The sequence below is a fragment of the Mycobacterium sp. G7A2 genome (assembly GCF_041902445.1).
GTDB lineage: Bacteria > Actinomycetota > Actinomycetes > Mycobacteriales > Mycobacteriaceae > Mycobacterium.
In genome coordinates, this window is sequence record NZ_CP169251.1 from 3,817,764 (window position 1) to 3,844,587 (window position 26,824).

Annotated in this window: 26 protein-coding genes; 7 read left to right on the forward strand and 19 right to left on the reverse strand. The window is 68.3% G+C overall.

The window, feature by feature from the left end; genetic code table 11:
* Positions 1-25 precede the first annotated feature (25 nt).
* The 6 genes from cobA to mqo all read right to left on the reverse strand — a co-directional run bounded on the left by cobA (position 26) and on the right by mqo (position 7,320).
* The gene (gene cobA, locus ACEWX3_RS18165) at positions 26-1,177 is read right to left on the reverse strand and encodes a uroporphyrinogen-III C-methyltransferase (protein ID WP_163680175.1); all 1,152 of its coding nucleotides are present in this window, start codon (positions 1,175-1,177) and stop codon (positions 26-28) included.
* Between the two features lie 80 nt (positions 1,178-1,257).
* Positions 1,258-2,628 (reverse strand): cobyrinate a,c-diamide synthase, encoded by a 1,371-nt coding sequence (locus ACEWX3_RS18170; RefSeq protein WP_221360699.1) that lies wholly within the window; start codon positions 2,626-2,628, stop codon positions 1,258-1,260.
* Positions 2,629-2,738: 110 nt separating this feature from the next.
* Positions 2,739-3,353, reverse strand: a complete 615-nt coding sequence (gene cobO / locus ACEWX3_RS18175; RefSeq protein WP_207068757.1) for a cob(I)yrinic acid a,c-diamide adenosyltransferase — start codon at positions 3,351-3,353, stop codon at positions 2,739-2,741.
* Between the two features lie 13 nt (positions 3,354-3,366).
* Positions 3,367-5,307 (reverse strand): magnesium chelatase subunit D family protein, encoded by a 1,941-nt coding sequence (locus ACEWX3_RS18180; protein WP_374157249.1) that lies wholly within the window; start codon positions 5,305-5,307, stop codon positions 3,367-3,369.
* Positions 5,304-5,750 carry a GNAT family N-acetyltransferase gene (locus ACEWX3_RS18185; protein WP_374157250.1) on the reverse strand — a complete coding sequence of 149 codons (447 nt, stop codon included), beginning with the start codon at positions 5,748-5,750 and terminating at the stop codon, positions 5,304-5,306. Before ACEWX3_RS18185 ends, ACEWX3_RS18180 begins: the two co-directional genes overlap by 4 nt.
* Before the next feature lie 13 nt (positions 5,751-5,763).
* Positions 5,764-7,320 carry a malate dehydrogenase (quinone) gene (gene mqo, locus ACEWX3_RS18190; RefSeq protein ID WP_207068760.1) on the reverse strand — a complete coding sequence of 519 codons (1,557 nt, stop codon included), beginning with the start codon at positions 7,318-7,320 and terminating at the stop codon, positions 5,764-5,766.
* Positions 7,321-7,458: 138 nt separating this feature from the next.
* Here mqo and ACEWX3_RS18195 point away from each other — a divergent pair, with 138 nt between their 5' ends.
* A complete protein-coding gene (locus ACEWX3_RS18195) occupies positions 7,459-8,502 on the forward strand; it encodes an alpha/beta hydrolase (protein WP_374157251.1) in 1,044 nt (347 codons plus the stop codon).
* Positions 8,495-9,907 carry a mycothione reductase gene (gene mtr, locus ACEWX3_RS18200; protein WP_221360703.1) on the forward strand — a complete coding sequence of 471 codons (1,413 nt, stop codon included), beginning with the start codon at positions 8,495-8,497 and terminating at the stop codon, positions 9,905-9,907. Before ACEWX3_RS18195 ends, mtr begins: the two co-directional genes overlap by 8 nt.
* A 16-nt stretch (positions 9,908-9,923) precedes the next feature.
* Here the strand turns inward: mtr and ACEWX3_RS18205 are convergent, their stop codons facing one another.
* Entirely contained in the window at positions 9,924-10,502 is a 579-nt protein-coding gene (locus ACEWX3_RS18205; RefSeq protein WP_374157252.1) for a sigma-70 family RNA polymerase sigma factor, read from the reverse strand.
* A 131-nt stretch (positions 10,503-10,633) separates the two neighbouring features.
* A complete protein-coding gene (locus ACEWX3_RS18210) occupies positions 10,634-11,029 on the reverse strand; it encodes a DoxX family protein (RefSeq protein WP_374157253.1) in 396 nt (131 codons plus the stop codon).
* Positions 11,030-11,264: 235 nt separating this feature from the next.
* On the opposite strand from ACEWX3_RS18210, the gene ACEWX3_RS18215 reads away from it, so the two are divergent.
* Entirely contained in the window at positions 11,265-11,969 is a 705-nt protein-coding gene (locus ACEWX3_RS18215) for a response regulator transcription factor (protein ID WP_374159887.1), read from the forward strand.
* Positions 11,966-13,474: a sensor histidine kinase gene (locus ACEWX3_RS18220; protein ID WP_374157254.1), complete on the forward strand. Its 1,509-nt coding sequence runs from the start codon at positions 11,966-11,968 to the stop codon at positions 13,472-13,474. Before ACEWX3_RS18215 ends, ACEWX3_RS18220 begins: the two co-directional genes overlap by 4 nt.
* A gap of 6 nt (positions 13,475-13,480) precedes the next feature.
* Here ACEWX3_RS18220 and ACEWX3_RS18225 read toward each other — a convergent pair whose 3' ends face one another.
* The 5 genes from ACEWX3_RS18225 to ACEWX3_RS18245 form a co-directional block, all read right to left on the reverse strand.
* Complete coding sequence (locus tag ACEWX3_RS18225; RefSeq protein WP_374157255.1) at positions 13,481-14,221, reverse strand: energy-coupling factor ABC transporter ATP-binding protein; 741 nt, start codon at positions 14,219-14,221, stop codon at positions 13,481-13,483.
* Positions 14,222-14,345: 124 nt separating this feature from the next.
* Positions 14,346-15,125, reverse strand: coding sequence for a cobalt ECF transporter T component CbiQ (gene cbiQ, locus ACEWX3_RS18230; RefSeq protein ID WP_374157256.1), 780 nt, complete (start codon positions 15,123-15,125; stop codon positions 14,346-14,348).
* 1 nt (position 15,126) lies between these two features.
* Entirely contained in the window at positions 15,127-15,495 is a 369-nt protein-coding gene (locus ACEWX3_RS18235) for a PDGLE domain-containing protein (protein ID WP_207069371.1), read from the reverse strand.
* Positions 15,492-16,175 carry an energy-coupling factor ABC transporter permease gene (locus ACEWX3_RS18240; protein WP_374159888.1) on the reverse strand — a complete coding sequence of 228 codons (684 nt, stop codon included), beginning with the start codon at positions 16,173-16,175 and terminating at the stop codon, positions 15,492-15,494. The genes ACEWX3_RS18235 and ACEWX3_RS18240 overlap by 4 nt, the downstream gene beginning before the upstream one ends.
* A 113-nt stretch (positions 16,176-16,288) precedes the next feature.
* Positions 16,289-16,843 carry a hypothetical protein gene (locus ACEWX3_RS18245; protein ID WP_286183835.1) on the reverse strand — a complete coding sequence of 185 codons (555 nt, stop codon included), beginning with the start codon at positions 16,841-16,843 and terminating at the stop codon, positions 16,289-16,291.
* 76 nt (positions 16,844-16,919) lie between these two features.
* On the opposite strand from ACEWX3_RS18245, the gene ACEWX3_RS18250 reads away from it, so the two are divergent.
* Entirely contained in the window at positions 16,920-17,474 is a 555-nt protein-coding gene (locus ACEWX3_RS18250) for a peroxiredoxin-like family protein (protein WP_374157257.1), read from the forward strand.
* Here ACEWX3_RS18250 and ACEWX3_RS18255 read toward each other — a convergent pair.
* The 6 genes from ACEWX3_RS18255 to ACEWX3_RS18280 all read right to left on the reverse strand — a co-directional run bounded on the left by ACEWX3_RS18255 (position 17,471) and on the right by ACEWX3_RS18280 (position 22,911).
* On the reverse strand, positions 17,471-17,791 hold the full coding sequence (locus ACEWX3_RS18255) for a helix-turn-helix transcriptional regulator (RefSeq protein WP_152516703.1): 321 nt from the start codon (positions 17,789-17,791) through the stop codon (positions 17,471-17,473). The two genes, ACEWX3_RS18250 and ACEWX3_RS18255, sit on opposite strands and share 4 nt — an antisense overlap.
* 88 nt (positions 17,792-17,879) lie before the next feature.
* A complete protein-coding gene (locus tag ACEWX3_RS18260) occupies positions 17,880-18,611 on the reverse strand; it encodes a FadR/GntR family transcriptional regulator (RefSeq protein ID WP_374157258.1) in 732 nt (243 codons plus the stop codon).
* 14 nt (positions 18,612-18,625) lie between these two features.
* Positions 18,626-19,402: a 3-oxoacyl-ACP reductase gene (locus ACEWX3_RS18265; protein WP_173012193.1), complete on the reverse strand. Its 777-nt coding sequence runs from the start codon at positions 19,400-19,402 to the stop codon at positions 18,626-18,628.
* Positions 19,399-20,775 carry an aldehyde dehydrogenase gene (locus tag ACEWX3_RS18270; protein WP_207069368.1) on the reverse strand — a complete coding sequence of 459 codons (1,377 nt, stop codon included), beginning with the start codon at positions 20,773-20,775 and terminating at the stop codon, positions 19,399-19,401. The genes ACEWX3_RS18265 and ACEWX3_RS18270 overlap by 4 nt, the downstream gene beginning before the upstream one ends.
* Complete coding sequence (locus tag ACEWX3_RS18275) at positions 20,772-21,557, reverse strand: gamma-glutamyl-gamma-aminobutyrate hydrolase family protein (protein ID WP_374157259.1); 786 nt, start codon at positions 21,555-21,557, stop codon at positions 20,772-20,774. Before ACEWX3_RS18275 ends, ACEWX3_RS18270 begins: the two co-directional genes overlap by 4 nt.
* Complete coding sequence (locus ACEWX3_RS18280) at positions 21,544-22,911, reverse strand: glutamine synthetase family protein (RefSeq protein ID WP_207069366.1); 1,368 nt, start codon at positions 22,909-22,911, stop codon at positions 21,544-21,546. The genes ACEWX3_RS18275 and ACEWX3_RS18280 overlap by 14 nt, the downstream gene beginning before the upstream one ends.
* A gap of 314 nt (positions 22,912-23,225) precedes the next feature.
* Between ACEWX3_RS18280 and ACEWX3_RS18285 the strand changes: the two genes are divergently transcribed.
* Together ACEWX3_RS18285 and ngg are read left to right on the forward strand one after the other, a co-directional pair.
* On the forward strand, positions 23,226-25,031 hold the full coding sequence (locus tag ACEWX3_RS18285; protein ID WP_207069365.1) for an N-acetylglutaminylglutamine amidotransferase: 1,806 nt from the start codon (positions 23,226-23,228) through the stop codon (positions 25,029-25,031).
* Positions 25,028-26,824: an N-acetylglutaminylglutamine synthetase gene (gene ngg, locus ACEWX3_RS18290; protein WP_221360717.1), complete on the forward strand. Its 1,797-nt coding sequence runs from the start codon at positions 25,028-25,030 to the stop codon at positions 26,822-26,824. Before ACEWX3_RS18285 ends, ngg begins: the two co-directional genes overlap by 4 nt.

Here is a 26,824-nt window from a genome sequence, read left to right on the forward strand (position 1 = left end):
ACCTTACAGTACTCTTAAGAATCCTTTAGGCGCCGAAGGCTGCCACCGCCCCGATGACGATGATCGCCGGCGGCCTGATGCCCTCGGCACGGATTCTCTCCGGCGCATCGGCAAGCGTCGCCCGCAAAGTGCGTTCAGCCGACGTCGTGCCCTGTTGCACCACTAGAACAGGGGTATCAGCAGGGCGTCCCCCCTCCCGAAGAACTCTGGCAAACAGTTCGATCCGCTCGACCGCCATCAACAAGACGATTGTGCCCCGCATCGCGGCCAGTGCATCCCAATTCACTAACGATTCGGGGTGCTCCGGCGCAACATGTCCGCTGACCACCACGAACTCGTGCGTCATCGCCCGGTGGGTGACGGGTACCCCCGCCAGCGCAGGAACCCCTATGGCGCTGGTCACACCGGGTACCACGGTCACCGGAATCCCGGCCTCGGCGCACGCGATGATCTCCTCTTGGCCGCGCGCGAAGACGAACGGGTCGCCGCCCTTGAGTCGCACCACGAACTTGCCTTCCTTGGCGCGGTCGACGAGAACGCTGTTGATGGCGTCCTGGGCCATCGAGCGGCCGTAGGGGATCTTCGCGGCGTCTATCACCTCGACGTCCGGGGACAGTTCGGCCAGCAGTTCCTGCGGCGCGAGGCGGTCGGCCACCACGACGTCGGCGTGAGCCAACAACCGGCGACCGCGCACCGTCACCAACTCCGGGTCTCCCGGGCCACCACCGACGAGTGCGACACCGCCACGGACCACACCGGGGGTCACGGAGTCGTCCCTGGCGATGACACCCTGCTGGAGCGCTTCGTGGATGGCCGAACGGATCGCTGCCGACCGCCGATGCTCGCCACCGGCGAGCACGCCTACCGCCAACCCCTCGTACTCGAAGGAGGCTGGGGTGACGGCCGTGCCCTCGCGCGCGATGTCGGCGCGGACGCAGAAGATGTGCCGGGCTTCGGCCTCCGCGACGATGGCGGCGTTGACGTCGGGGTCGTCGGTCGCGGCGATGGCGTACCAGGCTCCGTCGAGGTCGCCGGTGCGGAACTCCCGCAAGTTCAGTGTGATCCCGTCGATCGCCTCGACCGCGGGCGTCGCGGAGATGGCGATCACGTGCACGTCCGCGCCGCTGGCGACCAGAAGCGGCAGCCGGCGCTGCGCGACCGTTCCGCCGCCGACCATGACGACCTTCTTGCCGCTGAGCCGTAAACCCACCAGGTAGGCGTTCTCGGAGCTCGCTTCGCTCCTCGCGTGGGCGGAGGTCACCCGGCGAGCCTAGAGGCTGCCGCCGCCGCGGAGACGAACCGGGCGACGGCGTCCGGATGGGCCGCTGGATGGGTGTGCAGATAGCCCGCGTGCACGCCGGCACGGACAGCGCCGTCGTCGACGATGTGGCCGCCCCGCCCGGCGAACCGCCACGCCGGCTGACGGTCTCCGGTGAACTGGACCGCGGTGCGATGGAACTCATGACCGACCACCCGGTCGCCGACGCGGTGCAGCGGCGAGTCACCAACCGCGACGGCGTCGCGGTATCCCAGCGTCAACGTGTCGGTGAACGTCGCAGAGCCCGCCAGCACCCCGCACATCGGTTGCCCGTCCAGGTCGTCGACCAGGTAGGTCAGGCCGGCGCACTCGGCGTGCACCGGCGCCCCCCGTACAGCCAGGGCGCGAATCTGGGAACGGACGATGTCGTTGGCCGACAATTGCGGGCCGAACTGTTCGGGGAAACCGCCAGGCAGCACGAGGGCCGCCGTCGCGTCGGGCAGCGGATCGGTCAGTGGGTCGAAGCCGACGACCGTCGCGCCTGCCGCCCGCAACACCTCCACGTGCTCGGCGTAGTTGAACGTGAACGCCTTGCCCGCAGCCATGGCCACGGTCACCCCGCCGGCAATCGGTTCGCACACGGCCGCATCCCACGGCGGTGCGGTGACACCGCTGGCCGCCACCGCGGCGACGGCGTCCAGGTCGACGTGGCGAGCGACCAGGCCAGCCATCGCATCCACTGCCGCGCTGGCCAGGTTGCCGTGCTCGACCGCGGTCACCAGACCCAGATGCCGGGACGGCACCGTCAGCTCGTCGGCCCGCGGGATGGACCCCAGGACCGGTACGCCGGCATGTTCACACGCCTGCCGCAGCACCTCGTCGTGGCGAGCGGAGCCGACCCGGTTGAGGATCACCCCCGCCAACCTCACACTGTGGTCGAAAGTCGCAAAGCCGTGCAGCAGGGCGGCGACGCTGTGGCTCTGTCCGCGGGCATCCACGACGAGGATCACCGGGGCCCCGAGCATCGCGGCCACCTGGGCCGTGGAGCCGTGGGCGGGACCGGGGGCGGTCGGACTGATGCGGCCGTCGAACAGACCCATGACGCCCTCGACGACCGCGATGTCGGCGTCGTCGCTGCCGTGCCGGAACAGCGGACCGATCAACGAGTCACCAACGAGAACCGGATCCAGGTTGCGGCCCGGGCGTCCCGACGCCAGCCCGTGATAGCCGGGGTCGATGAAGTCCGGCCCCACCTTGAACGGCGCCACCCGGCGGCCGGCCGCACGCAACGCGCCCATCAGGCCGGTCGCCACCGTGGTCTTGCCGCTGCCCGAGGCGGGAGCGGCGATCACGACCGCCGGGGTGCTCACCACTCGCCCGCCTGTCTGTCGTGGTTCGCTGCGCTCACCACTCGCCCACCTGTCTGTCGTGGTTCGCTGCGCTCACCACTCGCCCACCTGTCTGTCGTGGTTCGCTGCGCTCACCACTCGATCCCTTTCTGGCCCTTGCGGCCCGCATCCATCGGATGCTTCACCTTCGTCATCTCGGTCACGAGGTCCGCCGCATCGAGCAGCGCCGCCGGTGCGTCGCGGCCGGTGATCACCACGTGCTGGCTGCCCGGACGCTCCGCCAACGTGGCGACCACCTCGTCGACGTCGACCCATCCCCATTTCAGTGGATAGGTGAACTCGTCGAGCACATAGAAGTCGTGTCGTTGCTCGGCCAGTCGGCGGGCGATCTCGGCCCAACCCTCCGCCGCGGCGGCGGCATGGTCATCCTCAGTGCCCGCCTTGCGCGACCACGACCATCCCGAGCCCATCTTGTGCCACTCGACGGGACCACCGACGCCGCGTTCCTCATGTGCCCGGCCGAGTTCGGTCAGCGCGGTCTCTTCGCCGACCTTCCACTTCGCGCTCTTGACGAACTGGAAGACCGCGATGTCGAAGCCCTGATTCCAGGCACGCAGCGCCATTCCGAACGCGGCCGTCGACTTGCCCTTACCCGGGCCGGTGTGCACGGCCAACAGCGGAGCGTTGCGCCGCTGACGCGTCGTCAATCCGTCACGGGGAACAGCCAGTGGTTGACCCTGTGGCATCGGGCAGACCTTTCTACGCGGCGCCCCGGCCGGCCTGGGATTTCACCAGGGCGGACAGATCGTCGGCCCGCAGCTGGTCCAGACGCACCGCCGGTGCGTTGAGGTGTCGGGCCAGGTCTTCGGCCAAACCCAACCTGACAAAGGATGTCTCGCAGTCCACGACCACGGCCGCCGCCCCCTCGGCCACCAGCCGGGTCGCCGCGGCGCGGGCACGGTCGAGCGGGTCCACCCCACCGGTGGCACGCCCGTCGGTGAGCACGACCACCAGGCTGCGCCGCGCCCGGTCGCGGGCTCGTTCCCGCACCACCATGTCCCGGGCGGCGAGCAGGCCCTGCGCCAGCGGTGTGCGGCCCCCGGTCTGGAACTGCGCCAGCCGCCGGCTGGCGATGTGCACCGACGACGTCGGGGGCAGCACCACCTGCGCATCCTGCTGGCGGAACGTGATGACCGCGACCTTGTCCCGTCGCTGGTAGGCATCCCGCAGCAGCGACAGCGTCGCGCCTCCCACCGCCGACATCCGGTCGCGGGCAGCCATCGAGCCCGAGGCGTCCACGACGAAGATGACCAGGTTGCCCTCGCGCCCCTCGCGAACCGCTCGGCGCACATCGTCGGGGACCACCCGCAGTCGACCGACCCCGGTCTGCCTTCCCGCCGCGGCCTGCACGGTCGCGAACAGATGCACGCCGTGTCCGGCGCCGGGGTCGGTGGCCGCCGAAACGACCGTGCCGGTGCGGTTTCTGGCGCGCGAACGACGACCGGGCGCACCCTCGCCGATACCGGGCACGACCAGCGGGCGGGTGCGGAACTGCGCCGACGGAGGAGCGCTCGTGCGCGGCGGCGCACCCCCACCGTCCGGTCGGGGCTGCGACTCTGACGATGGCGACGAGGACGACGAGGGCGACGAGGACGACGAATCCTGTTGCGGTGCTTGGGCACCCTGCTCGTCAGCGGTGTCCTGGCCACCTCCCGGCGGGTCCGGCGGAGGCTCGGGCTGCTCGTCGGCGGCATCGGCGGCCTGCTCCATGGCGTCATCGAGACGTTCGGGGTCCAGGCCAGGGTCGTCGAACGGATCGCGGCGCCGGCGGTGCGGCAAAGCCAGTTCGGCGGCCACCCGGATGTCGTGCTCGTCGACGGTGGTGGCCCCCCGCCAGGCGGCGTGGGCCACCGCGGTGCGCGCGACTACGAGATCAGCGCGCATGCCGTCGACGTCGAATGCCGCACACAACGCCGCGATGCGCCGTAACTCGTTGTCCGGCAACGTCACCTCTGCCAGCAGGGCGCGCGCTTCGGCGATGCGGGCGGCCAGCGCGGCATCCTCGCCGGCATACCTCGCGGCGAATGCGGCCGGGTCGGCTTCGAACGCGAGTCGCTGCCGGATCACGTCGGTGCGCACGTCGACATCGCGGGAGGCCGCGACGTCGACGGTGAGCCCGAAACGGTCCAGCAACTGCGGACGCAACTCCCCCTCTTCGGGATTCATGGTGCCGATCAACACGAACCGGGCCTCGTGACTGTGCGAGACCCCGTCACGTTCGATGTGCACCCGGCCCATGGCGGCGGCGTCGAGCAGGATGTCGACGAGGTGGTCGTGCAGCAGGTTGACCTCGTCGACATAGAGGACACCGCGGTGGGCACGGGCCAGCAGGCCCGGCGAGAAGGCGTGCTCGCCGTCGCGCAGCACCTTCTGCAAGTCGAGGGAGCCGATCACCCTGTCCTCGGTCGCCCCGATCGGCAACTCCACCAGGTGTCCGCCGCCGGAGTCCTGAAACGCCGTGGTCAGCACCTGCGCCAGCCCGCGGACCGCGGTCGACTTCGCGGTGCCCTTCTCACCGCGGATCAGCACTCCGCCGATGTCGGGCCGCACGGCGCACAACACCAGCGCCAGCCGAAGGCGGTCGTGCCCGACCAGCGCACTGAACGGGTAGTTGACGTCGACACGGTCGGCGACGGTCATGGCTTCACCATGGACACGTGCGGAATGCCGTCGTCGAGGAATTCGTCACCGGCGCGGACGAATCCGTGCCTGCCATACATCTCCACCAGATAGGTCTGGGCGTTGATGTGGCAGGGGTAGTCGCCGACTTCGGCCAGCGCCGCCGTCAACAGTCGGGCGGTGTGTCCGAGTCCGCGATCGCTGCGCTTGGTGCACACCCGCCCGATCCGGAACGCCTTCTGCCCGCCGGGGTGCTCCTCCATCAGTCGCAACGTCGAAACCACCTGTCCCTCAGAGTTTTCCAGCCAAAAGTGCCGCGTCTCAGCCAGCAGGTCCCGCCCGTCCAACTCGGGATACGGGGTGGCCTGCTCGACCACGAACACCTCGACACGCAATTTGAGCAACTCGTAGAGCGTGGCGGCGTCGAGATCCTTGGCCCAGCTGCGGCGCAGCGCGACTGTCATCAAGCAGTCACCGTCATGCGGTCGCCGAGGTGGCCGAATGACCGGTTCCCGCGACCGACACGTCACCGGGCACGTCGGGTACCCCGCTGGCCGGCTTGTCCAGCTTGAGCACCTTGGTTCCCCACGACCAGACTTCCTCGAACAGCGCGGGCTCACCCGACAGCGGAGTACCCAGCGACGGCACCATCTCGGTGAGCTTGGACTGCCAGCTCTCGTAGCGGTCGCCGAAACACCGTTGCATGACGTCGAGCATGGCCGGCACCGCGGTGGAGGCGCCGGGCGAGGCGCCGAGCAGCCCTGCGATGCTGCCGTCGGACGCCGAGAGCACGGTGGTGCCGAACTCCAACACACCGCCCTTGCCCTTTGCCTTGCGAATGACCTGCACCCGCTGTCCGGCGATGTCGAGCTCCCAGTCGGAATCTCGCGCACTGGGCACGAATTCGCGCAGCGTGTCCACCCGCGCCGACTCGCTGAGCAGCAGCTGGCCGATCAGGTACTTCAGCAGACCCATCTCGGTCATGCCGACACCGAGCATCGACACCAGGTTGTCCGGCCGCACCGAGAACGGGAGATCGGTGACCTTGCCCTGCTTCAGGAATTTCGGCGACCAGCCCGCGAACGGTCCGAACAACAGCCACGAACGCCGGTTGATGACGCGAGTGTCCAGGTGGGGCACCGACATCGGCGGCGCACCCAGCGGCGGCAGCCCGTACACCTTGGCCTGATGCCCGGCAGTCAGCGCGGAATTGCCGCTGCGCAGCCACTGGCCGCCCACCGGGAACCCACCGAATCCCTTGGCTTCTTTGATGCCGGCCTTCTGCAACAGCGGCAGCGCGCCACCGCCGGCGCCGACGAAGACGAACTTGGCGTGGAAGGTGCGCTTGCGGTCGGTGCGGCGGTTGACGACCTGCACGCGCCACGTTCCGTCGGAGTTCTGCTTCAGGTCGGAGACCTCGTGGCCGAACAACGTCGACATGCCTTGTTTGGCACCGAAACCGATCAGCTGACGCGACAGCGCGCCGAAGTCGACGTCGGTGCCGTCCTGGGTCCAGTTCAGCCCGACGGGCTCGGAGAAGTCGCGGCCCGCGGCCATCAGCGGCAGCCGGCGGGTGAACTCGTCGCGGTCGTCGATGAACTCCATCGAGGCGAACAGCGGATTGGAGACCAACGCCTCGTAGCGTCGGCGCAGATAGTCCACGTTGTCGGCGCCCTGCACGAAGCTCACGTGCGGGATGGGGTTCAGGAAGCTGCGGACGTCGGGCAGCACCCCGTTCTCGACCGCGTAGGCCCAGAATTGTCGCGACACCTGAAACTGCTCGTTGACGTTGACAGCCTTGGAGATGTCGATGGTGCCGTCGGGGCGAGCCGGGGTGTAGTTCAACTCACACAACGCCGAGTGCCCGGTGCCGGCATTGTTCCAGGCATCACTGCTCTCGGCGGCGGCGCCGTCGAGCCGTTCGACCAGCGTCATCGACCAGTCCGGCTCTACCAGTCGCAGCAGCGTACTGAGCGTCGCGCTCATGATCCCCGCCCCTACCAGCAGGACGTCGGTCTTCTCTGGTTCAGACACCTCGTCGATCCTTCGCGTCGCGGCCCGTGGATCACGGCTTACCGATGTTCAGGTTATCCCGCGGGCCGTGGTCACCACGTGGCGACCACTGCCCCGCACCGCACCGGTCTACCCGCTTTCGGCATTAGGGTGGCATCCGTGCGTGGATGGGAGCCCGACGTGCTGCCCGGATATTGGCAGCGGACCTTCGAACTCGGCCCCGACCCCGACGGTGAAGGCGAGCTCGTGGCGACGCTGGTGAGCCGGGGTCACCCCGATGAGGACGCTGCCCACCGCGCGCGTGACGCGGTACTGGTGGTGCACGGTTTCACCGACTATTTCTTCCACACCGAGCTCGCGGATCATCTCGCTTCGCAGGGGTTCCGGGTCTATGCACTGGACCTGCACAAATGTGGGCGCTCGCACCGCGACGGTCAGACCCCGCACTTCACCACCGACCTGGCCCGCTACGACGTCGAACTCGAACGGGCGCTGGCGACGGTGGGGGCCGTGTCCCCGGCACGGGTGCTGATCTACGGGCATTCGGCGGGTGGGTTGATCACGTCACTGTGGTTGGACCGGTTGCGACGCAGAGGCGCCACCGTCCGCGCCGGGGTGGCGGGGCTGGTGCTCAACAGCCCGTGGCTGGATCTGCAGGGCCATGCGTTGCTGCGTTCGGCGCCGACGTCGGCGGCGCTGTCGGCACTGGGGCGGCTGCGCAAGCACACGGTGGTGCGCCGTCCGGGCACGGGCGGGTACGGCACCACCCTGCACCGCGACTACGACGGCGACTTCGACTACAACCTGAACTGGAAGCCGATCGGCGGATTTCCGGTGAAGGTGGGCTGGATCCATGCCATCCGACGCGGGCAGGCCAGGCTGCACCGGGGCCTCGATGTCGGGGTGCCCAACCTGATCCTGCGCTCGGACCGCAGCGTGCGCGAGGTGGCCGACCCCGCCGCCATCCAATGCGGTGACGCGGTGCTCGACGTCACCCAGATCGCCCGCTGGGCGGGATGCATCGGCAACCGGACGACGATCGTGCCGATCACCGACGCCAAGCACGACGTGTTCCTGTCGGTGCCCGAGGCGCGGCGGCAGGCGTACACCGAATTGGACCGCTGGCTGCAGTGGTATCGAGCAGAGCATCGAGGCGAGTGCGCGGCACCGGCCGACAACGACGGGAGCGACGGGCATGGCTGACTTCGACATCGCAATCATCGGGACCGGTTCGGGCAACTCGCTGCTCGACGAACGCTACGTCGACAAGCGCGTCGCGATCTGTGAGAAGGGGGTGTTCGGCGGAACCTGCCTCAACGTCGGATGCATCCCCACCAAGATGTTCGTCTACGCGGCCGGGGTGGCCCAGCAGATCCGTGACTCGGCGCGATTCGGGGTCGACGCCCACGTCGACGGGGTGCGCTGGCCCGACATCGTGTCCCGGGTGTTCGGCCGCATCGACCCGCTGGCCGCCGGCGGTGAACAGTACCGGCGTTCCTCACCGAACGTCGAGGTTTTCGCCAGCCACACCCGCTTCGGCGCGCGCAACGACGACGGCAGCTATCGGCTGCACACCGACGACGGCGACGAGTTCAGCGCAGAGCAGGTGGTCATCGCCGCCGGTGCGCGGGCCACGGTGCCTGCTGCGATCGCCGAATGCGGCGTGGCCTTCCACACCAGCGACACGATCATGCGGATCTCTGAGGTGCCCGAGCACATCGTGATCGTCGGTGGCGGGTTCGTCGCAGCCGAGTTCGCCCACGTCTTCTCCGCGCTGGGATCTCACGTGACGATCGTGCTGCGCGGCACGACGATGCTCACCCACACCGACGACACGATCTGCGAACGATTCACCGACATCGCCAGCCGCAAATGGGAGATCCGCAGCCGGCGGAACCTGGTGGGTGGGTCGTCGGACGACTCGGGTGTCACCCTGCATCTGGACGACGGGTCGACGGTGCGTGCCGACACACTGCTGGTGGCGACGGGACGCGTGCCCAACGGCGATCAACTCGACGCGCATCTGGCCGGTGTGGAGGTGTCGGCGGGCCTGGTCGCTGTCGACGAGTACCAGCGCACCACGGCGCGAAACGTGTTCGCGCTCGGCGACGTCAGCTCGCCTTATCAACTCAAGCACGTCGCCAACCACGAGGCCCGGGTGGTCAAGCACAACCTGCTGCAAGCGTGGGACGACACCGACAACCTGATGCCGGCCAACCACGCCAATGTTCCCTCGGCGGTGTTCACCGAACCGCAGATCGCGTCGGTCGGGTTGACCGAGAACCAGGCCCGCGCTGCCGGTTACCGCTTCAAGACCAAGATCCAGGACTACAGCGACGTCGCCTACGGCTGGGCGATGGAGGATTCCACCGGATTCGCCAAGCTGATCGTCGACGACGACACCGGCTTGCTGCTCGGCGCACACATCATGGGCCACCAGGCCTCGTCGATCATCCAGCCGATCATCCAGGCGATGGCGTTCGGCCTTCCCGCCCAGGACATGGCCCGTGGTCAGTACTGGATCCACCCGGCGCTGCCGGAGGTGGTGGAGAACGCGCTGCTGGCGTTGTGCGGCGAGCCGCCGTGGCCACCGCCGCGGAGGCACTGATCTGCCGTTCCTCGGTTCATGCGGCACGCAGATAACCGCGAGCCGCCGCCACGCCGACCAGCAGACCGCGCAGCACTCGTCGACCGCGAAACACCCGTGACATGACAGTCCCCTCCGGGATGTCGAGGATGTGTGCGATCTCGCGATAGGGCAGGCCCTCGACGTCGGCGTAGTACACCGCCAGGCGCTGGCTTTCGGGCACCCTCGCGAAGGCGTCCCTGACGTCGTCGTCGCCGAGCGCCTCCAGAGCAGTGAGTTCGGCGGACAGCAGACCGGTGGACTGATGCTCAGCGTGCGCCACCCACTGCGCGTCGGTGATGTCTTCGGAGAGCACTTCACTGGGACGGCACTGGGCTCGCCGGTGCGAGTTCATCCACGTGTTGGTCATGATCCTCAGCAACCACGCAAGAACGTTGGTGCCGTCCTGATAAGTGTGAAATGACCTGTAGGCCTTGACCATCGTGTCTTGCACCAAGTCTTCGGCGTCGGCGCCGTTGAGGGTGTAACGGCGCGCGGCCCGGTAGAGCTGGTCGAGCAACGGTAGGACATCACGCTCGAACCGCACGCTCTCGTGATCGTCGGCCCTGGCGGTCAAGATTGCCGTTTATCCTCCAAAGTTGTTTTTTACCAGTAATTTCCAGCCTAGAGGCGAGATGCCTTCGCGCCAGGTTCGCATAGCGAACTCACAAGAACGGCCGGATATCCGGTTGCGCAACGGCGGCACGGTCATCGCCTGGAGACGCCGAGGGCGCCAGGGCCGTGGAACACGAACAGCAGGAACGCGAAACAGTAGAGCACCGCGGTCTCACCGCCGTTGACGACGGGCCAGAATCCCGCGGGAAAGTGCATCCAGAAGTACGCGACGGCCATCATGCCGCAAGCGACGAAGGCCGCGGCGCGGACATACCATCCGATCGCGATGAGGACACCGAGAATCGCCTCGAGCACACCGGCCCACCACATCGGCCACGCCGCCACTGCAGCCGGCGAACCGGTCGGCCAGCCGAAGAGCTTCATGGTTCCGTGCATCGTGAACATCAGTCCGGTGAGAATCCGGAAGAATCCGAGAGCAGTGGCGGAGTGTGCAGTCAACCGGGTGTCGAGCGAAGCGGTAGCGGTCATCGCCGGGGCCTTTCGTGAGAGGGGGCAACGCGCCTCAGTCTCCTGGCCGGTGGTGGCGACAGCGAACTTCTCATAGGGAATCCACATGCGCCTACACCGGTCGTCACGAGCAGACATATGAGATGTCTATGAAGGGCGTGAAAGCCGGGCCGACAGTCGCGACAATGGTCGGGTGGCGTCCGCACCGGTGAACGAACAGGGGCCGCGTCGCGCGGTGCTGGGCCAATTGCCCAGGATGTACCGCGCCGACGGGTCACCGATCCGGGTCCTGCTCGTCGACGACGAGCGCGCGCTCACGAACCTCGTCCGCATGGCGTTGCGCTACGAGGGGTGGGAGATCGATACTGCGCACACTGCCGCCGAAGCGGTCGAGATGTACCGCACCAACCCGCCCGACCTGTTGGTTCTCGACATCATGCTCCCCGACATGGACGGACTCGGTGTACTGGCGCAAATCCGCGCATCGGGCGCTTACACGCCGACGCTGTTCCTGACCGCCCGCGATTCGGTGGCCGACCGGGTCACCGGCCTGACCGCGGGTGGCGACGACTACATGACCAAACCGTTCTCACTCGAGGAACTCGTCGCCAGACTGCGCGGACTGCTGCGCCGCTCGGCCTACCTCACGCCCGCCGATGACGAAACACTTCGGGTGGGGGACCTCCACCTCGACGCCACCAGTCACGAGGTCACGCGGGGCGGCGACGCGCTCGCCTTGACGTCGACGGAATTCGACCTGCTGCGTTACCTGATGCGCAATCAGGGCAAGGCAGTCACCCGCCAGGAGATCCTGCGCCGGGTATGGGAGTACGAATTCGGCGGCAAGTCCAGCATCGTGGATCTCTACGTGTCATACCTACGCAAGAAGATCGACGCGGGCCGTGAGCCGATGCTGCACACCGTGCGAGGCGTCGGCTACATGCTCCGGTCCCCGCGATGAAGCGGCGCTGGCAGAGATGGTCACTGCAGAAGCAGTTGATCATCGCGGTCTCGGTGGTGGTCATGGTGGTCGTGGCGACGACCGGAGCGATGTCGGTGATGTCGCTGAGATCCTCCGTGCTGGGCATCCTCGACTCTCAACTCGCCGGGGCGGCAGACGGATTCAGCGCGGGGGTGGCGAAATACCGCAGCACACCGCTTCCTGACGGGGAGTTACCACCACCCGGGGCGATGAAGCCGATGGCGAACCTGACAGGTCAGGCACCGGGAAATGTCGTGGCGATCATTCGCGGCGGCCGGGTCGTCGACTCGGCGCACTTTGTCGAAGGTGGGGCGCGGCCTCTTCCCGCTGCCGCGATCGAGGTGATCGCCGCTTCGCCGTGGCGTGCCGATCCCCGCACCGTCGAGCTGCCCGAACTGGGCTGGTACCGCATGACCGGCCGGTTCGGAGGCGACGATGAAATCCTGGTCACCGGCGTGTCCCGTGGGCCGGCGTGGGAGGCGATGATCCGGGAAACCGTCATCGTCTCCGGGCTGACGGCGTTGGCTCTGGTCATCACCGCACTGAGCACACTCGCGGTGGTTCGCTTCGCGCTGCGTCCGTTGCGCCGCGTCGCCGCGACTGCTGCAGAGGTAGCGGCGCTGCCGCTCGATCGGGACAACCACACGATCGCCCCCCGGGTTCCGGCCGAGAACACCGATTCGCACACCGAGGTCGGCCTTGTCGGTGACACCCTCAACCGGCTGCTCGACCATGTGGAGCGTGCGCTCGCCGACGTCGCCGCGTCGGATCGGCGGATGCGGCAGTTCATCACCGACGCCAGCCACGAACTTCGCACGCCGCTGTCCGCGATCCACGGTTACGCGGAGCTGACCAGGCAGGACAGTGCCGTCCTGCCGGAGACGACCGAGTACTCGTTGGCTCGCATCGAATCCGAAGCGCAACGGATGACCTCCCTGGTCGCCGATCTGTTGCTGTTGGCACGACTCGACGAAGGTGACGAGCTGCATGCCACCGATGTCGAGCTGAGCGACCTCGTCGTCGATGCGGTCAACGACGCCGCGGTATCGGCGCCCACACACCACTGGTCGGTCGATGTGCCCGACACAGCGGTCTGGGTGCGCGCTGACCGGGCCCGACTCCATCAGGCGATCGCCAACCTGCTGACCAACGCCCGGGTGCACACGCCTGCGGGGACCACCGTGACCGCGGCCCTGAGGACGGGGCGAGCCGGCGACGGGAAGCCCGAAGTCGAGCTGACAGTGACCGATGACGGGCCGGGTATCGACGACGCAGTGCTGCCCCATCTGTTCGAGCGCTTCGTACGCGCCGACAAGTCCAGGTCCCGCGAGACCGGCAGCTTCGGTCTGGGGCTGTCGATCACGTCATCCATCGTCGAATCCCACGCAGGCGTCATCACGGCGCGTTCTGCGCCGGGTGCGACGACGTTCACCATCACGCTGCCGATGATGCCGACCGCCGCCGTACGCGCCCCGACCGGATAGCCCGTTTCAGGGTCGGGTCACGGTGAAGCCCCACGGCAGTTCGAGCCGGTGCGCAGCCAGGAGCTCCGTATCCGAAAGCACTTCGGCCACCGCGCCGTCGGCAACGATCACACCGCGATCCATGACGATCGCCCGGTCACACAGCTGCGCGGCGTAGGGCAGGTCATGGGTGACGATCAACATCGTCGACTCCAACCCCGTCAAGGTCTGGGCCAACTCCCGGCGGGCCACCGGGTCGAGATTCGCCGACGGCTCGTCGAGGACCAGAACTTCGGGCTCGCAGGCCAAGACGGTGGCCAGTGCCGCGCGTCGACGTTGGCCACCCGACATGTGCGCCGGGCTGCGGTCCGCCAGCTCCGTCATCGAGACGGCCTCGAGAGCATGCCGGACCCGCGCGGCGAGCTGTTCGCCCCGCAGCCCGAAATTGGCCGGGCCGAAGGCCACATCCTGGGCCAGGGTGGGCATGAACAACTGGTCGTCAGGGTCTTGGAACACCAGTCCGACTCGGCGCCTGACATCCCGTAACGTGCTGCGCGACAGGGTTGTCCCACCGATGGCGATGGAGCCGTCCGACGCGGTCAGCACACCGTTGAGGTGCAGCATCAGCGTGGTCTTGCCCGCTCCGTTGGGGCCGAGCAACGCCACCCGCTCCCCCGCCGCGACGTCGAGGTCGATGCCGTCCAGAGCGACATGACCGTCGGGATAGCTGTATCGCAGTCCTCGCACCTGCACCGCCGGGGCGCTCATCGCTGCCCTCGGCTCTTCGCGCAAGCGCTCATCGCTGCCCTCGGCTCTTCGCGCAAGCGCTCATCGCTGCCCTCGGCTCTTCGCGCAAGCGCTCATCGCTGCCCTCGGCTCTTCGCGCAAGCGCTCATCGCACCGTCCAGGCGGTCATCGCCACGACCACCGCCGCGGTGGCCGGCACCAGCGCCAGCACCCACTGCCGCGACGATGCGGCAGCCGTGCAGCCCGCGCCGACGGCCATCGGCGGTATCTGGCCGTCGAAACCGCGCGAGAGCATTGCCAGATACACCCGTTCACCGCGTTCGTAGGACCGCAGGAACAGCGACCCGACCCCCTTGGCGGTCGCCCCGATCTGATGCGCCATGCGCGGCGAGTCACCGCGCGAGACACGCGCCATACGCATCCGGCGGGCCTCTGCGGCGAGTACGTCGATGTAGCGGATCATCAGCGTCAGCACCGACACGATGACCCCGGGGACGCGCAGCCTGCTCAGCGCGATGGGCAGCTCGCGTGCGGTGGTCGTGGCGGCCACGGTCAGCGAGGCCGCCACCCCGAGGGTGCCCTTCGCCACGATTCCCCACGCGGCGTACAGCCCGGCTACCGACAACTCCACCCCGGCCACCGTCACGCGTTCGCCGCCCTCTGCGAACGGCAACAGCACCGCCAGCACGACGAAAGGCACCTCGATCAGCATCCGGGGCAGCATCCAGCCCAGCGGAATCCGGGCCACCCACCAGGTGGCCAGCAGGATCAGGGCGAACAACCCGAAGGGCCAGAACAACTCTCGGGGGGTGGCCACGACCGCCAGCACGAACACCACCAGGCAGACGATCTTGACCTCGCCCGGCAGCCGGTGCACGGGCGAGTCACCGTCTCGGTAGAGCGGGTGCGAATGGCCGCCTCCCACCTCAGTTCCCGGACTTGGTCGGCGCCTTGCCCCGCGAGCGAGCGATGAACCAGAAGAGCCCGCCGGCCACCAGCACGGTCACCAACACCCCGGCGATTCCCGCCAGCCCGCCGGTCCCGTCCTGCCCACCCAGCGCGTAGTCGGCCAGCGGGGAGCCGGCCAGACTGTGCTCTTCGGCATGCTGGGCGATGCAGTCGCCGTGCAGTTCCTCCCCGGCGGCGGTCTCGACCACCTCGCAGCCCTGCAATGTTGCCGAGTCCAGACCGTCGGGGCTCGAACTGGCCAGGTACGACACACCTCCGGCGATGAGCAGGGTGACCACCGCGAATCCGATCCAGAACCACCAGCGCCGCTGTGTCGCCTCGGTCATGCGTTCGCCCCCACTTTCGCCGGGTTGGTGCGCAGCAGATAGACCAGGTCGGGACGGGCCCGCACCACGGCCATCACGGTCAGTGCGGTGATGATTCCCTCCCCGACTCCGATCAGCACGTGGGTGCCGAACATGTAGGTCGCCACTGTTCCCAGCGACGTCGTGGACGCACCACCGAGGGCGTACTCGAGCACGAAACCCATGGCAGCACAGACGGTCCCGACAACCGCGGCGACGAAGGACAGCGCCCCGACGGCGGGCACACCTACGTCACCTCTGCGGCGCAGCAGCCGGTAGGCCAGCACCGCCGTGCCGTACCCGGCCGCGACGCCGATGACGGCCATGTTGACGATGTTGGTTCCCAGCGCCGTCACCCCGCCGTCGGCGAACAGCAGCGCCTGCACGATGAGCACCACTGCCACGCACAGCGCCCCGGTGAAGGGACCGACCAGGATCGCGGCGAGCGCGCCGCCGAGCAGGTGGCCGCTGACGCCCGGCAGGATTGGGAAGTTCACCATCTGCACCGCGAAGATGAACGCCGCGACCAAGCCGGCCAGCGGCACAGTCCGCTCGTCCAGCTCGGTGCGCGCCCGGTAGGCGCAGACACCCAGCGCGAGGATGGCGATCGCGAGGAAGGCCACCGACACAGGCGCGTTGACGATGCCGTCGCTCATGTGCATGGCGCGGATGTGCTCGGTCACACCAGCACCTTATTCCGCCGTCTGAACATCTGTCTAGCTGATCAGATGACCAGCGTCGCCCTGTCCTGTCGGGCAGGCCATCGCCGCTCGGCTCAGCCCACCGTCGCCCGGTCTCCGTCGGGGGTCAGCACGAACCACTCGGCGCCGAACAGCTCGACGCCGTGGCCGTTGATCTCCCCGGGCATGCCGTCACCGGCGTACCAGTACAACGGATGGCCCTGATAGGTGGCCTGCTCGGCGCCGTCGCGGCGGGTAGCGGTGGTTACCTGCGACACCTGGATACCGATGCCACCGGATGGGTTGCCGGACGCCAGCAGGGGCAGCCAGGTGTCTGCGCACGCGTCATAGCAGGTGGGTTGGCCGCCGGTGTCGGCCGACGAGGCGTAGACCGTGCGCCCCTTCCCGTCGACGACGATGGTGCCCAGTCCGTCGACCTCGTCGATTTCCAACCATCTCGCTCCGACCGGCGGTATCCGGTCGGTCGATGGCGGTGGGACGGGCGCTTCCGCCCCGAACGCCGAGGCCGGTGGCGGGGACGTCGTGGTCTCCGCCGAGGGCGTGGCGGTGTTCTGATTGGACACCGCGCACCCGGTCAACGCCAGTGCGGCGACCGACGCCATGGCCAAGGCGGGCTTGCGGCGCGTCATGGTTGTCACGTTCCCCACCCCGACCGGCTTCGAAACACCGCCGGAGTTCGTCGGTGTGCCGTGGTGTACTGCGACCATGCCGAAAACGCCCCTGAGGGTCGGTGACGACATCACCGCGCGCACGCTCGACACCATCACCGGCGCCACCGTGTCGGTACCGGATTCCGAGCGCCTGGTGCATCTGCAGTTCCGCCGTTTCGCCGGGTGCCCCATCTGCCATCTGCACCTGCGGTCGCTCTCCCGTCGTCACGACGAGATTGTCGCGGCGGGGGTCTCGGAGGTGGCGGTGTTCCACTCCAGTGCCGACACACTGCGCGAGTATCAGTCCGATCTGCCCTTCGCCGTCGTCGCCGATCCCGAAAAGACGCTGTACAGACAGTTCGGTGTGGAGACGTCGCTGGCCTCGGTGCTCCATCCACGTGCCTGGCTGGCCGCGGCGCGCGGCGTGGCGCAGCAGCGCTCACTGCGCCCCGGGATGGGACCCGGCGAGGAGCATCTGAGCAGGCCGGCCGACTTCCTGATCTCGCCGCAGGGTGTGCTGCTCGCCGCGAAGTACGGCGCGCACGCCGACGATCAGTGGTCGGTCGACGAGATCATCGGACTGGCCGCACGATTCGGTGCAGGCAGTTAGCCGTGCCGCGCGCCGATCCAGTGCAGCAGGTCGTGCACGGTGTCGTCCTCGAGCCGGTAGGTCACCGAGCGCCCGGCGCGGGTGTTGGTGACCCAGCCCTGCTGGCGTAGCACCCGAAGTGCCTGCGACACCGCGTTCTCCGAACGACCCAGCGCCGCGGCCAGGTCGCTGACACAGATCCCGGGCGAGCGGTGCAGGCACAACAGGATTTCCAACCGGTGCGGGTCCGAGACCAGGTCGAAGCGCTGCGCCCAGCCGGTGGTGTCGACCTCGGCCAGCGCCGAGGACGCCCGCTCGACCAGCCCTTCGTCCTCCATCCCTGCAAATCTAGTCCCCGACGAGCGCGCGCAAAATGCCAGCCTGCGCGGCGTGTCGGTGGACAGACCCGCGCCTTCGCGGGGCAGGTCAGTCCAGGAAGCCGTGCAGCAGCGTGGCCGAAGCCCGGACGTGCGCGGCCATGGTCTCGGCCGCCGTGTCGGCGTCCCCGGCCAGGATCGCCGCGACGATCGCGTCATGCTGCTCGTCGGAGTGGGCGATGTTGCGGGCCAGCAGCGGGATGTGGTCGAGCAGCTCGTTGAGCCGCATCCGGTTCTGCGCCACCAACGGGACCAGCGACGGCACTCCCGCCGCCTCGGCGATCGCCAGGTGAAGCCGCGAGTCCAGGCGGCGGTAGTCGGTGCTGTCGGCGTCGCGGACGTCGGCCAGCCGGCCCGACAACGCCTGACGCTCGGTGGCGGTCAGTGTCCGGCCCGCCGCCATCCGCGCCGCCCCGACTTCGAGGATCTCGCGCAGCCGCATGGTGTCGTCGATGTCGGCGCGGGTGGGCCGCACGGCGTCCCCGCTCGGGGCGGGCAGCTCATCGGCCAGGAACGTGCCGCCGTAGCGCCCGCGCCGCGACACCAGATACCCGGCCTCGGCCAACGACTTGATGGCCTCACGCAGGGTGTCCCGGCTGACGCCGAGCCGGGCAGCGAGGTCCCGCTCCGGTGGTAACGACTCCCCCGGCTGCAGCAACCCGAGCCGGATCGTCTGCAGCAACCGCGACACCGTGTCCTCGAACGCGTTGAGCGGCCGCACCGGACGCAGCAGCGCGTCGCTGGCGTCGGTGCGCTCGGGCGAGCCCGGTTCGGCGGCCATCGGTCCAGAGTGGACTACAGCGGCGTGACGTAGGCGGAGCTGATGCCACCGTCGACCAGGAACGACGAGCCGGTGATGAACGATGCGTCGTCGCTGGCCAGGAATGCCACCGCCGCGGCCAGTTCTTCCGGCTCGGCGAAACGGCCCACCGGCACATGCACCAGACGGCGCGCGGCACGCTCGGGATCCTTGGCGAACAGCTCCTTGAGCAGTGGTGTGTTGACCGGGCCCGGACACAGTGCGTTCACCCGGATGCCCTGGCGGGCGTACTGCACGCCGAGCTCACGTGACATCGCCAGCACCCCACCCTTGGAGGCGGTGTAGGAGATCTGCGACGTGGCCGAACCCATCACCGCGACGAACGACGCGGTGTTGATGATCGAACCCTTCTGCTGGGGCACCATGTGGCGCAGCGCCGCCTTGCAGCACAGGAACACCGATTTGAGGTTGACGTCCTGCACCCGCTGCCACGCCTCGAGCCCGGTGTTCTCGATCAGGTCGTCGTCGGGCGGTGAGATCCCGGCGTTGTTGAACGCGATGTCCACCGACCCGTAGGTCTTGGCCGCGGTGTCGAACAGCGTGTCGACGGCGACTTCGTCGGCGACGTCGACCGGGACGAAGGTGCCTTCGACCTCATCGGCGACGTCCTTACCGGTCGCGGGGTCGATGTCGCCGATGACGATGGTGGCGCCCTCGGCGTGCAGCCGGCGCACGCTCGCCAGCCCGATACCGCTGGCGCCGCCGGTGACGACGGCGACCTTGCCGGCGAGGCGTTGGGTCAGATCCATCAGTGAGCCTCCTGCTCTGTCTGAACAGCGATGAAGACGTTCTTGACCTCGGTGAACGACAGCGGCGCGTCGGGACCGAGTTCCCGGCCCAGCCCCGAGGCCTTGAATCCACCGAACGGGGTGTTGTACCGCACCGAGGAGTGCGAGTTGACCGACAGATTGCCGGCCTCGACCGCGCGCGACACCCGCAGTGCCCGTGAGAGGTTGTCCGTCCAGATCGAGCCGGACAACCCGTAGGCGGTGTCGTTGGCCAGTGCGACCGCGTCGGCCTCGTCGTCGAAGGGCAGCACGGCGACGACCGGGCCGAAGATCTCCTCGGTGACGGATCGGTCGCCGCGCTGCGGCGTGAGCACCGTCGGGGGGAACCAGAAGCCGGGCCCCTGCGGCGCCGAACCGCGGAACGCGACAGGGGCGTCGTCGGGCACGTACGAGGCGACCGAGCTCCAGTGCGCCTTGGACACCAGCGGGCCCATCTCGGTGTCCTCGGCGTTCGGGTCACCCACGGCGACGCCCTTGACTGCCGGTTCGAGCAGCTCCATGAAGCGGTCGTAGACGTTGCGCTGCACCAGGATACGGCTACGCGCGCAGCAATCCTGACCGGCGTTGTCGAACACCCCGTAGGGCGCCGTCGCTGCGGCGCGTTCCAGATCGCAATCGTCGAAGACGATATTGGCGCTCTTGCCGCCCAACTCCAGCGTCACCCGCTTGACGTGCGCGGCGGCGCCCGCCATCACCCGCGTGCCCACCTCGGTGGAGCCGGTGAAGACGATCTTGCGGACGTCGGGATGGGTGACGAAACGCTCCCCCACCACCTCGCCCGCACCAGGCAGCACGCAGAGCAGGTCGGCCGGCAGACCGGCTTCGACGGCGAGTTCGCCGAGCCGCAGCGTGGTCAGCGGAGTCCACTCGGCCGGCTTCACCAGCACCGCGTTGCCGGCGGCCAGCGCGGGGGCGAATCCCCACGCCGCGATGGTCATCGGGAAGTTCCACGGGGTGATGATCCCGACGACGCCGAGTGGCTCGTTGAACGTCACGTCCAGCCCACCGGCCACCGGAATCTGCTTGCCGGACAGTCGTTCCGGCGCGCCCGCGTAGAACTGCAGCACGTCGCGGACGTGCCCGGCCTCCCACCGCGCCGAACCGATCGGATGACCGGAGTTGGCGACCTCGAGTGCGGCCAGTTCCTCGACGTGGGCGTCGACGACGGTCGCGAAATCCCGCAGTGCGCCCGCCCGCTCGGCCGGGGCCAGCCGGGCCCACTTCCGCTGAGCCGACTGTGCGCGGGCGACCGCGTCGTCGACCCCGGCGGTGTCGGTGAGCTCGACGGTGCGCAGCAGCTCCTCGGTCGCCGGGTTGATCACCTCACAGGTCGTCATGCACTCACCTTCTGTGTTCTTCGCTGCGCGAACGCCGCCGAGGCCTGCACCAGACCGGCAAACAGCCGCAGGTCGTCGAGCCGCTCCTCGGGATGCCACTGCACGGCCACCACCCAGTGATCGGGGTAGCGGCGCGGGTCGGTCTCCACGGCCTCGATCACGCCGTCGGCGTCCGAGGCGCTGACGATCAGCCCGTCGCCGAGGCGGTCGATGGCCTGGTGGTGATAGCACTGCGCCTCGGTGGTGGAGCCGACCAGCGCCTGCACCCGGGTGCCGGCGACAGTGCTGATCGAGGAGGTGGAGAACACTGCGTTGCCCTGTTGGTGGCGGCTGTGGCCCACCACATCGGGTAGGTGCTGGTGCAGGGTGCCGCCGAGGGCCACGTTGAGCACCTGGGCGCCGCGGCAGATTCCCAGCACCGGCACCCCACGGCGCAGCGCGGCGTGCAGCATGGCGAACTCGAAGTCGTCGCGGATGCGGCTGTCTTCGGCGGGTTCGTCGGTGGCGGGATGCCGGGGACTGCCGTACGCGCCGGGGTCGACGTCACGGCCGCCGGTGATGATCAGCCCGTCGAGGCCGTCGAGCAGCGCATCGGCGGCCGCCGCATCCACCGGTTGGGGCGGCAACAGCACCGACATGCCGCCGGCGAGCCCGACCCCCTCGAAGTAGATGGCAGGCAGGAAACTGGCCCGCACGTCCCACACCCCGGTCTGGGCCTGCTGCAGATAGGTGGTCAGCCCGATCGCGGGCCTGCGGCGGTATTCCGGGTCAGAGCCGTTCAAAACAGCGCCTCCTTTCCCAATCGGTCACGGCGGCGTTGAAGGCCGCCAGCTCGACATGTGCGTAATTCAGGTAGTGGTCGACGACGTCGTCTCCGAACGCGGCGCGGGCGATCTCGGATTTGTCGAACAGTTCGGCGGCCTCGCTCATCGTGGTGGGCAGCCGGTCGGCGCCGCTGGTGTAGGCGTTGCCGTCGGTGGCATCGGGCAGCTCGAGGCCCTGCTCGATGCCGTGCAGGCCACCGGCGATCAACGCCGCGGTGGCCAGGTACTGGTTGACGTCCCCACCCGGAGCGCGGCACTCCATGCGCATGCCCTGGCCGTGGCCGACCACCCGCAGTGCGCACGTGCGGTTGTCCAGGCCCCAGGCGATCGCGGTGGGCGCGAAGCTGCCATCGACGAAACGCTTGTAGGAGTTGATGTTCGGGGCGTAGAACAACGTCAGCTCGCGCAGGGTGGCCAGTTGGCCGGCCACGAAGCTGCGGAACATCGCCGACATTCCCAGCGGGTCGCTGTCGTCGGCGAAGACGGCCGAACCGTCGCTGCCACGCAGCGAGATGTGGATGTGGCAGCTGTTGCCTTCACGCTCGTCGAACTTCGCCATGAAGGTCAGGCTCTTGCCGTGTTGATCGGCGATCTCTTTGGCGCCGTTCTTGTAGATGGTGTGGTTGTCGCAGGTGACCAGAGCGTGGTCGTAGCGGAAGGCGATCTCCTGCTGGCCGAGGTTGCACTCACCCTTGACCCCTTCGCAGTACATGCCCGCGCCGTCCATGCCGAGACGGATGTCGCGCAGAAGGGGCTCCATGCGGGTGGAGGCCAGCATCTGGTAGTCGACGTTGTAGTCGGTGGCCGGCGTCAGGCCACGGTAGTCGGCTTTCCACGCGTCGCGGTACGCGTCGTCGAACACCATGAACTCGAGTTCGGTGCCGATGTAGGGCACCAGCCCGCGCTCGGCGAGACGGTCCATCTGGCGGTTGAGGATGCTGCGCGGCGCCTGCTTCACCGGCTTGCCGTCAGTCCACGACAGATCCGCCATCACCAGCGCGCTGCCCGGAATCCACGGCAGCAACCGCAGTGTGCTGAAGTCGGGCGTCATCACCATGTCGCCGTAACCGGTCTCCCAGCTGGAGATGGCGTAACCGTCGACGGTGTCCATGTCGACGTCGACGGCAAGCAGGTAGTTGCAGCATTCGGCACCGTGCTCGGCGACGTCGTCGACGAACAACCGCGCCGAGACCCGCTTGCCGGTGAGCCGGCCCTGCATGTCGGTGAAGGCCACGATCACCGTGTCGATGTCGCCCGCAGCGACCAACTGCTCGAGCTCGGCCTGCGTCAACATGCCCTTTTGTGCACCCATCACTTCTCCTCGCCACGCCGTCGAACACGGTTGTCTGTGCTGGCAAGTCAACCATTGGCTACCCGCCGCGGGACCGTCATCGCCGGTATTCACCGCACATCCGACGTCGAAAGGTAGGACAGCAGACCTTTTCAAATCATATGGGCACAAAGCAAGCTGCACACCCCGCCGAGTGACCAGGATCGCGAACCCGATGTCGGTGCGCCGGTTTGGCAGAGTTCCCCTAGGGTAAATATTCCGTTGCCGCTGCGGCCCTCAACCAGGGCCGCCGACAACGGCGTCGATGTCAGCCGACACAGAGTAGGGTCGAACAGGTGTGTGGAGCCACCGGCGAGGTACGCCTCGACGGAAGAACCCCGGATATCGGTGCCGTCTCCGCGATGGCCCAGGTCATGGTCCCGCGCGGACCCGATGCCGCCGGCGTGTGGTCCCAGGGGCGGGTCGCCCTCGGGCATCGCCGACTGAAGATCATCGACCTCACCGAGGCCGGCGCCCAGCCCATGGTGGACTCCGAACTGGGGTTGTCGATCGCCTGGAACGGCTGCATCTACAACTACGAGCAGTTGCGCGACGAGTTGATGAGCCACGGCTACCGGTTCTTCTCGCACAGCGACACCGAGGTGCTGCTCAAGGGCTACCACCATTGGGGCGACAAGTTCGTCGACCACCTCAAGGGCATGTACGCCTTCGCCATCGTCGAACGCGACAGCGGTCGAGTCCTGCTCGGCCGCGACCGCCTGGGCATCAAGCCGCTCTACATCAGCGAGAACTCCGATCGGATCCGGTTCGCGTCGTCGCTGCCCGCGCTGCTCGCGGGCGGCGACATCGACACCCGGATCGACCAGGTCGCGCTGCATCACTACATGACCTTCCATTCGGTCGTGCCGCCGCCACGGACGATCCTGCGCGGCGTCGGCAAGCTGCCCCCGGCCTCGCTGATGGTGATCGAACCCGACGGCACGCGGACCACGAAGGTCTACTGGGAGCCCGACTTCACCCGCTGCGACGAGCGCGCCGACTGGTCCGAACGCGACTGGGAGGATGCGGTTCTGCACTCGCTGCGGGTGGCGGTGGAGCGGCGCCTGGTCGCCGACGTCCCGGTGGGATGCCTGCTGTCGGGCGGGGTGGATTCCAGCCTGATCGTCGGGTTGCTCGCCGAAGCCGGCCAGCACGGACTCAAGACGTTCTCCATCGGCTTCGAATCCGTCGGCGGCGTCGAGGGCGACGAGTTCCGCTACTCCGACATCATCGCCAAACGGTTCGACACCGATCATCACCAGATCCGCATCGGCACCGACCGGATGTTGCCCGCCCTCGACGGCGCGATCGGTGCCATGAGCGAACCGATGGTCAGCCATGACTGCGTGGCCTTCTACCTCCTCAGCCAGGAGGTAGCCAAGCACGTCAAGGTCGTGCAGTCCGGCCAGGGCGCCGACGAGGTCTTCGCCGGGTACCACTGGTATCCGCCGATGGGTGAGCCGTCGGCGGCCTCGGTCGAAGGTTCGGTCGCCAGCTACCGGGCGGCGTTCTTCGACCGCGACCAGTCGGCGTACGCCAAGCTGGTGTCGCGGGCCGTGGCCACCGAAGACGATCCCAGCGAGCGGTTCGTCGCCGAACACTTCGCGCGCCTCGGCGCCGCCACCGGGGTCGATCGCGCGCTGCGCCTCGACACCACCGTGATGCTGGTCGACGACCCGGTCAAGCGGGTCGACAACATGACCATGGCCTGGGGCCTGGAAGGCAGGGTGCCGTTCCTCGACCACGACCTCGTCGAGCTGGCCGCCACCTGTCCGCCCCAGTACAAGACCGCCCACGAGGGCAAGGGTGTGCTCAAGCAGGCCGCCCGGCGCGTGGTCCCCGCAGACGTGATCGACCGGCCCAAGGGTTACTTTCCGGTGCCCGCGCTGACCCACCTCGAAGGCCCGTACCTGGATCTGGTCCGCGACGCCCTGTACGCCCCGGAGGCCAAGGAACGCGGACTGTTCCGGCCCGACGCCGTCGAGCAGCTGCTGGCTGACCCCAACGGTCGGCTGACCCCGCTGAGGGGCAACGAGCTCTGGCAGATCGCGCTGCTGGAGCTGTGGCTGCAGAAGCACGGCATCCGGGGCCCGGCCGCATGAGCACGCTCGACCCCCGTGCCGAGTCGGCCGGTGAGCAGACCGAGGCGATCACGCTGTCGCTGCACCAGGCCTCCCCGCCGGAGCTGGTCGAGTCGATGTCCGAGGACGTGGTCCTCGAACTCGGTTGGGGCCGGCTGATTTTCGGTCAGACGTTCGCCGATCCGGAAAACCTCGCCGACGTGCTGCGCGAGGAGGCCAAAGGGCGGCGTGACATCTGCATCTACGCCCGTGAGCCGCATGTGCTGGTCTCCCGCGCCCCGGCCGAGCTGTTCATCGATCCCAGCCACACCTACCGGCTGCGCTTCACCGACGACGACCACATCGCGCCGACCCAGCGCGGATTCACGATCCGCGCGCTGCGCAGCCGTGCGGAAGCCGACGAGATGAACCGCGTCTACGTCCGGTGCGGGATGGTGCCCGCCCCCGTCGACGTCATCTGGGACAACCACGTGCAGCGGGATGCGGTGGACTATCTGATCGCGGTCACCGACGACGGCGCCGTTCTCGGCACGGTGACCGGCGTGGACCACGTGGAGCTGTTCAGCGACCCGGAGAACGGCTCGAGCCTGTGGACACTGGCGGTCGACCCGGCGGCACCGCTGCCCGGGGTGGGCGCGGCACTGACCCTCGCCCTGGCCGAGTTGTACCGCACCCGTGGCCGGTCCTACATGGACCTTTCGGTGGCCCACGACAACGGCGCCGCGATCGCGCTGTACGAGAAGCTGGGGTTCACCCGGGTTCCCGTCATGGCGGTCAAACGCAAGAACGCCATCAATGAGCCGCTGTTCACCCATCCCCCGGAAACGGTGGACGACCTCAACCCCTACGCCCGGATCATCGCCGACGAGGCGATCCGCCGCGGCATCTGGGTGGAGGTGATCGACGCCGAGGCCGGCGAGATGAAGATGTCGCACGGTGGACGCAGCGTCATCACGCGGGAGTCGCTGTCCGAGTACACCTCCGCCGTCGCGATGAGCCGGTGCGACGACAAGCGACTCACCCGGCGCATCGTGTCCGAGGCCGGCATCGCCGTGCCGCGTGGGCGGCTGGCGACCTTCGACCAGGCCGACCACGACTTCCTGGCCGAAGTGGGCGACGTCGTCGTCAAGCCCACGCGCGGCGAGCAGGGCAAAGGCATCACGGTCGGGGTCACCGACTCCGAGGAACTGGACGCAGCGCTGGCACGGGCCCGCGAGCAGTACCCCGAGGTGCTCATCGAACAGCGCGCCGAGGGTGACGACCTGCGGCTTGTCGTCATCGACGGCAAGGTGGTCGCCGCGGCACTGCGTCGCCCGGCGGAGGTCACCGGCACGGGCCGGCACACCATCCGTGAGTTGATCGAAGCGCAGAGCCGCCGCCGGGCCGCCGCGACGGGCGGCGAGTCGGTCATCCCGATGGATGCCGTGACCGAGGCCACGGTCACCGAGGCGGGCTGGTCGTTCGACGACGTACTGCCCGAGGGTGAACGTTTGCGTGTGCGCCGCACCGCGAACCTGCACCAGGGCGGGACCATTCACGACGTCACCGCGATCGTGCATCCGGACCTGCGCGCAGTGGCCGTCACCGCGGCCGCCGCGATCGGCATTCCCGTGACCGGCATCGACCTGCTGGTACCGGACGTCACCTCGCCCGACTACGTGTTCATCGAGGCGAACGAACGTCCCGGGTTGGCCAACCACGAGCCGCAGCCCACCGCAAAAGCATTCGTGGACTTCCTGTTTCCGAACCAGCCGGGATTGCCGCAGGCCTGGACCCCGGACGAGGCGGCACGCACCAGAGATCAGCAGCGGTAG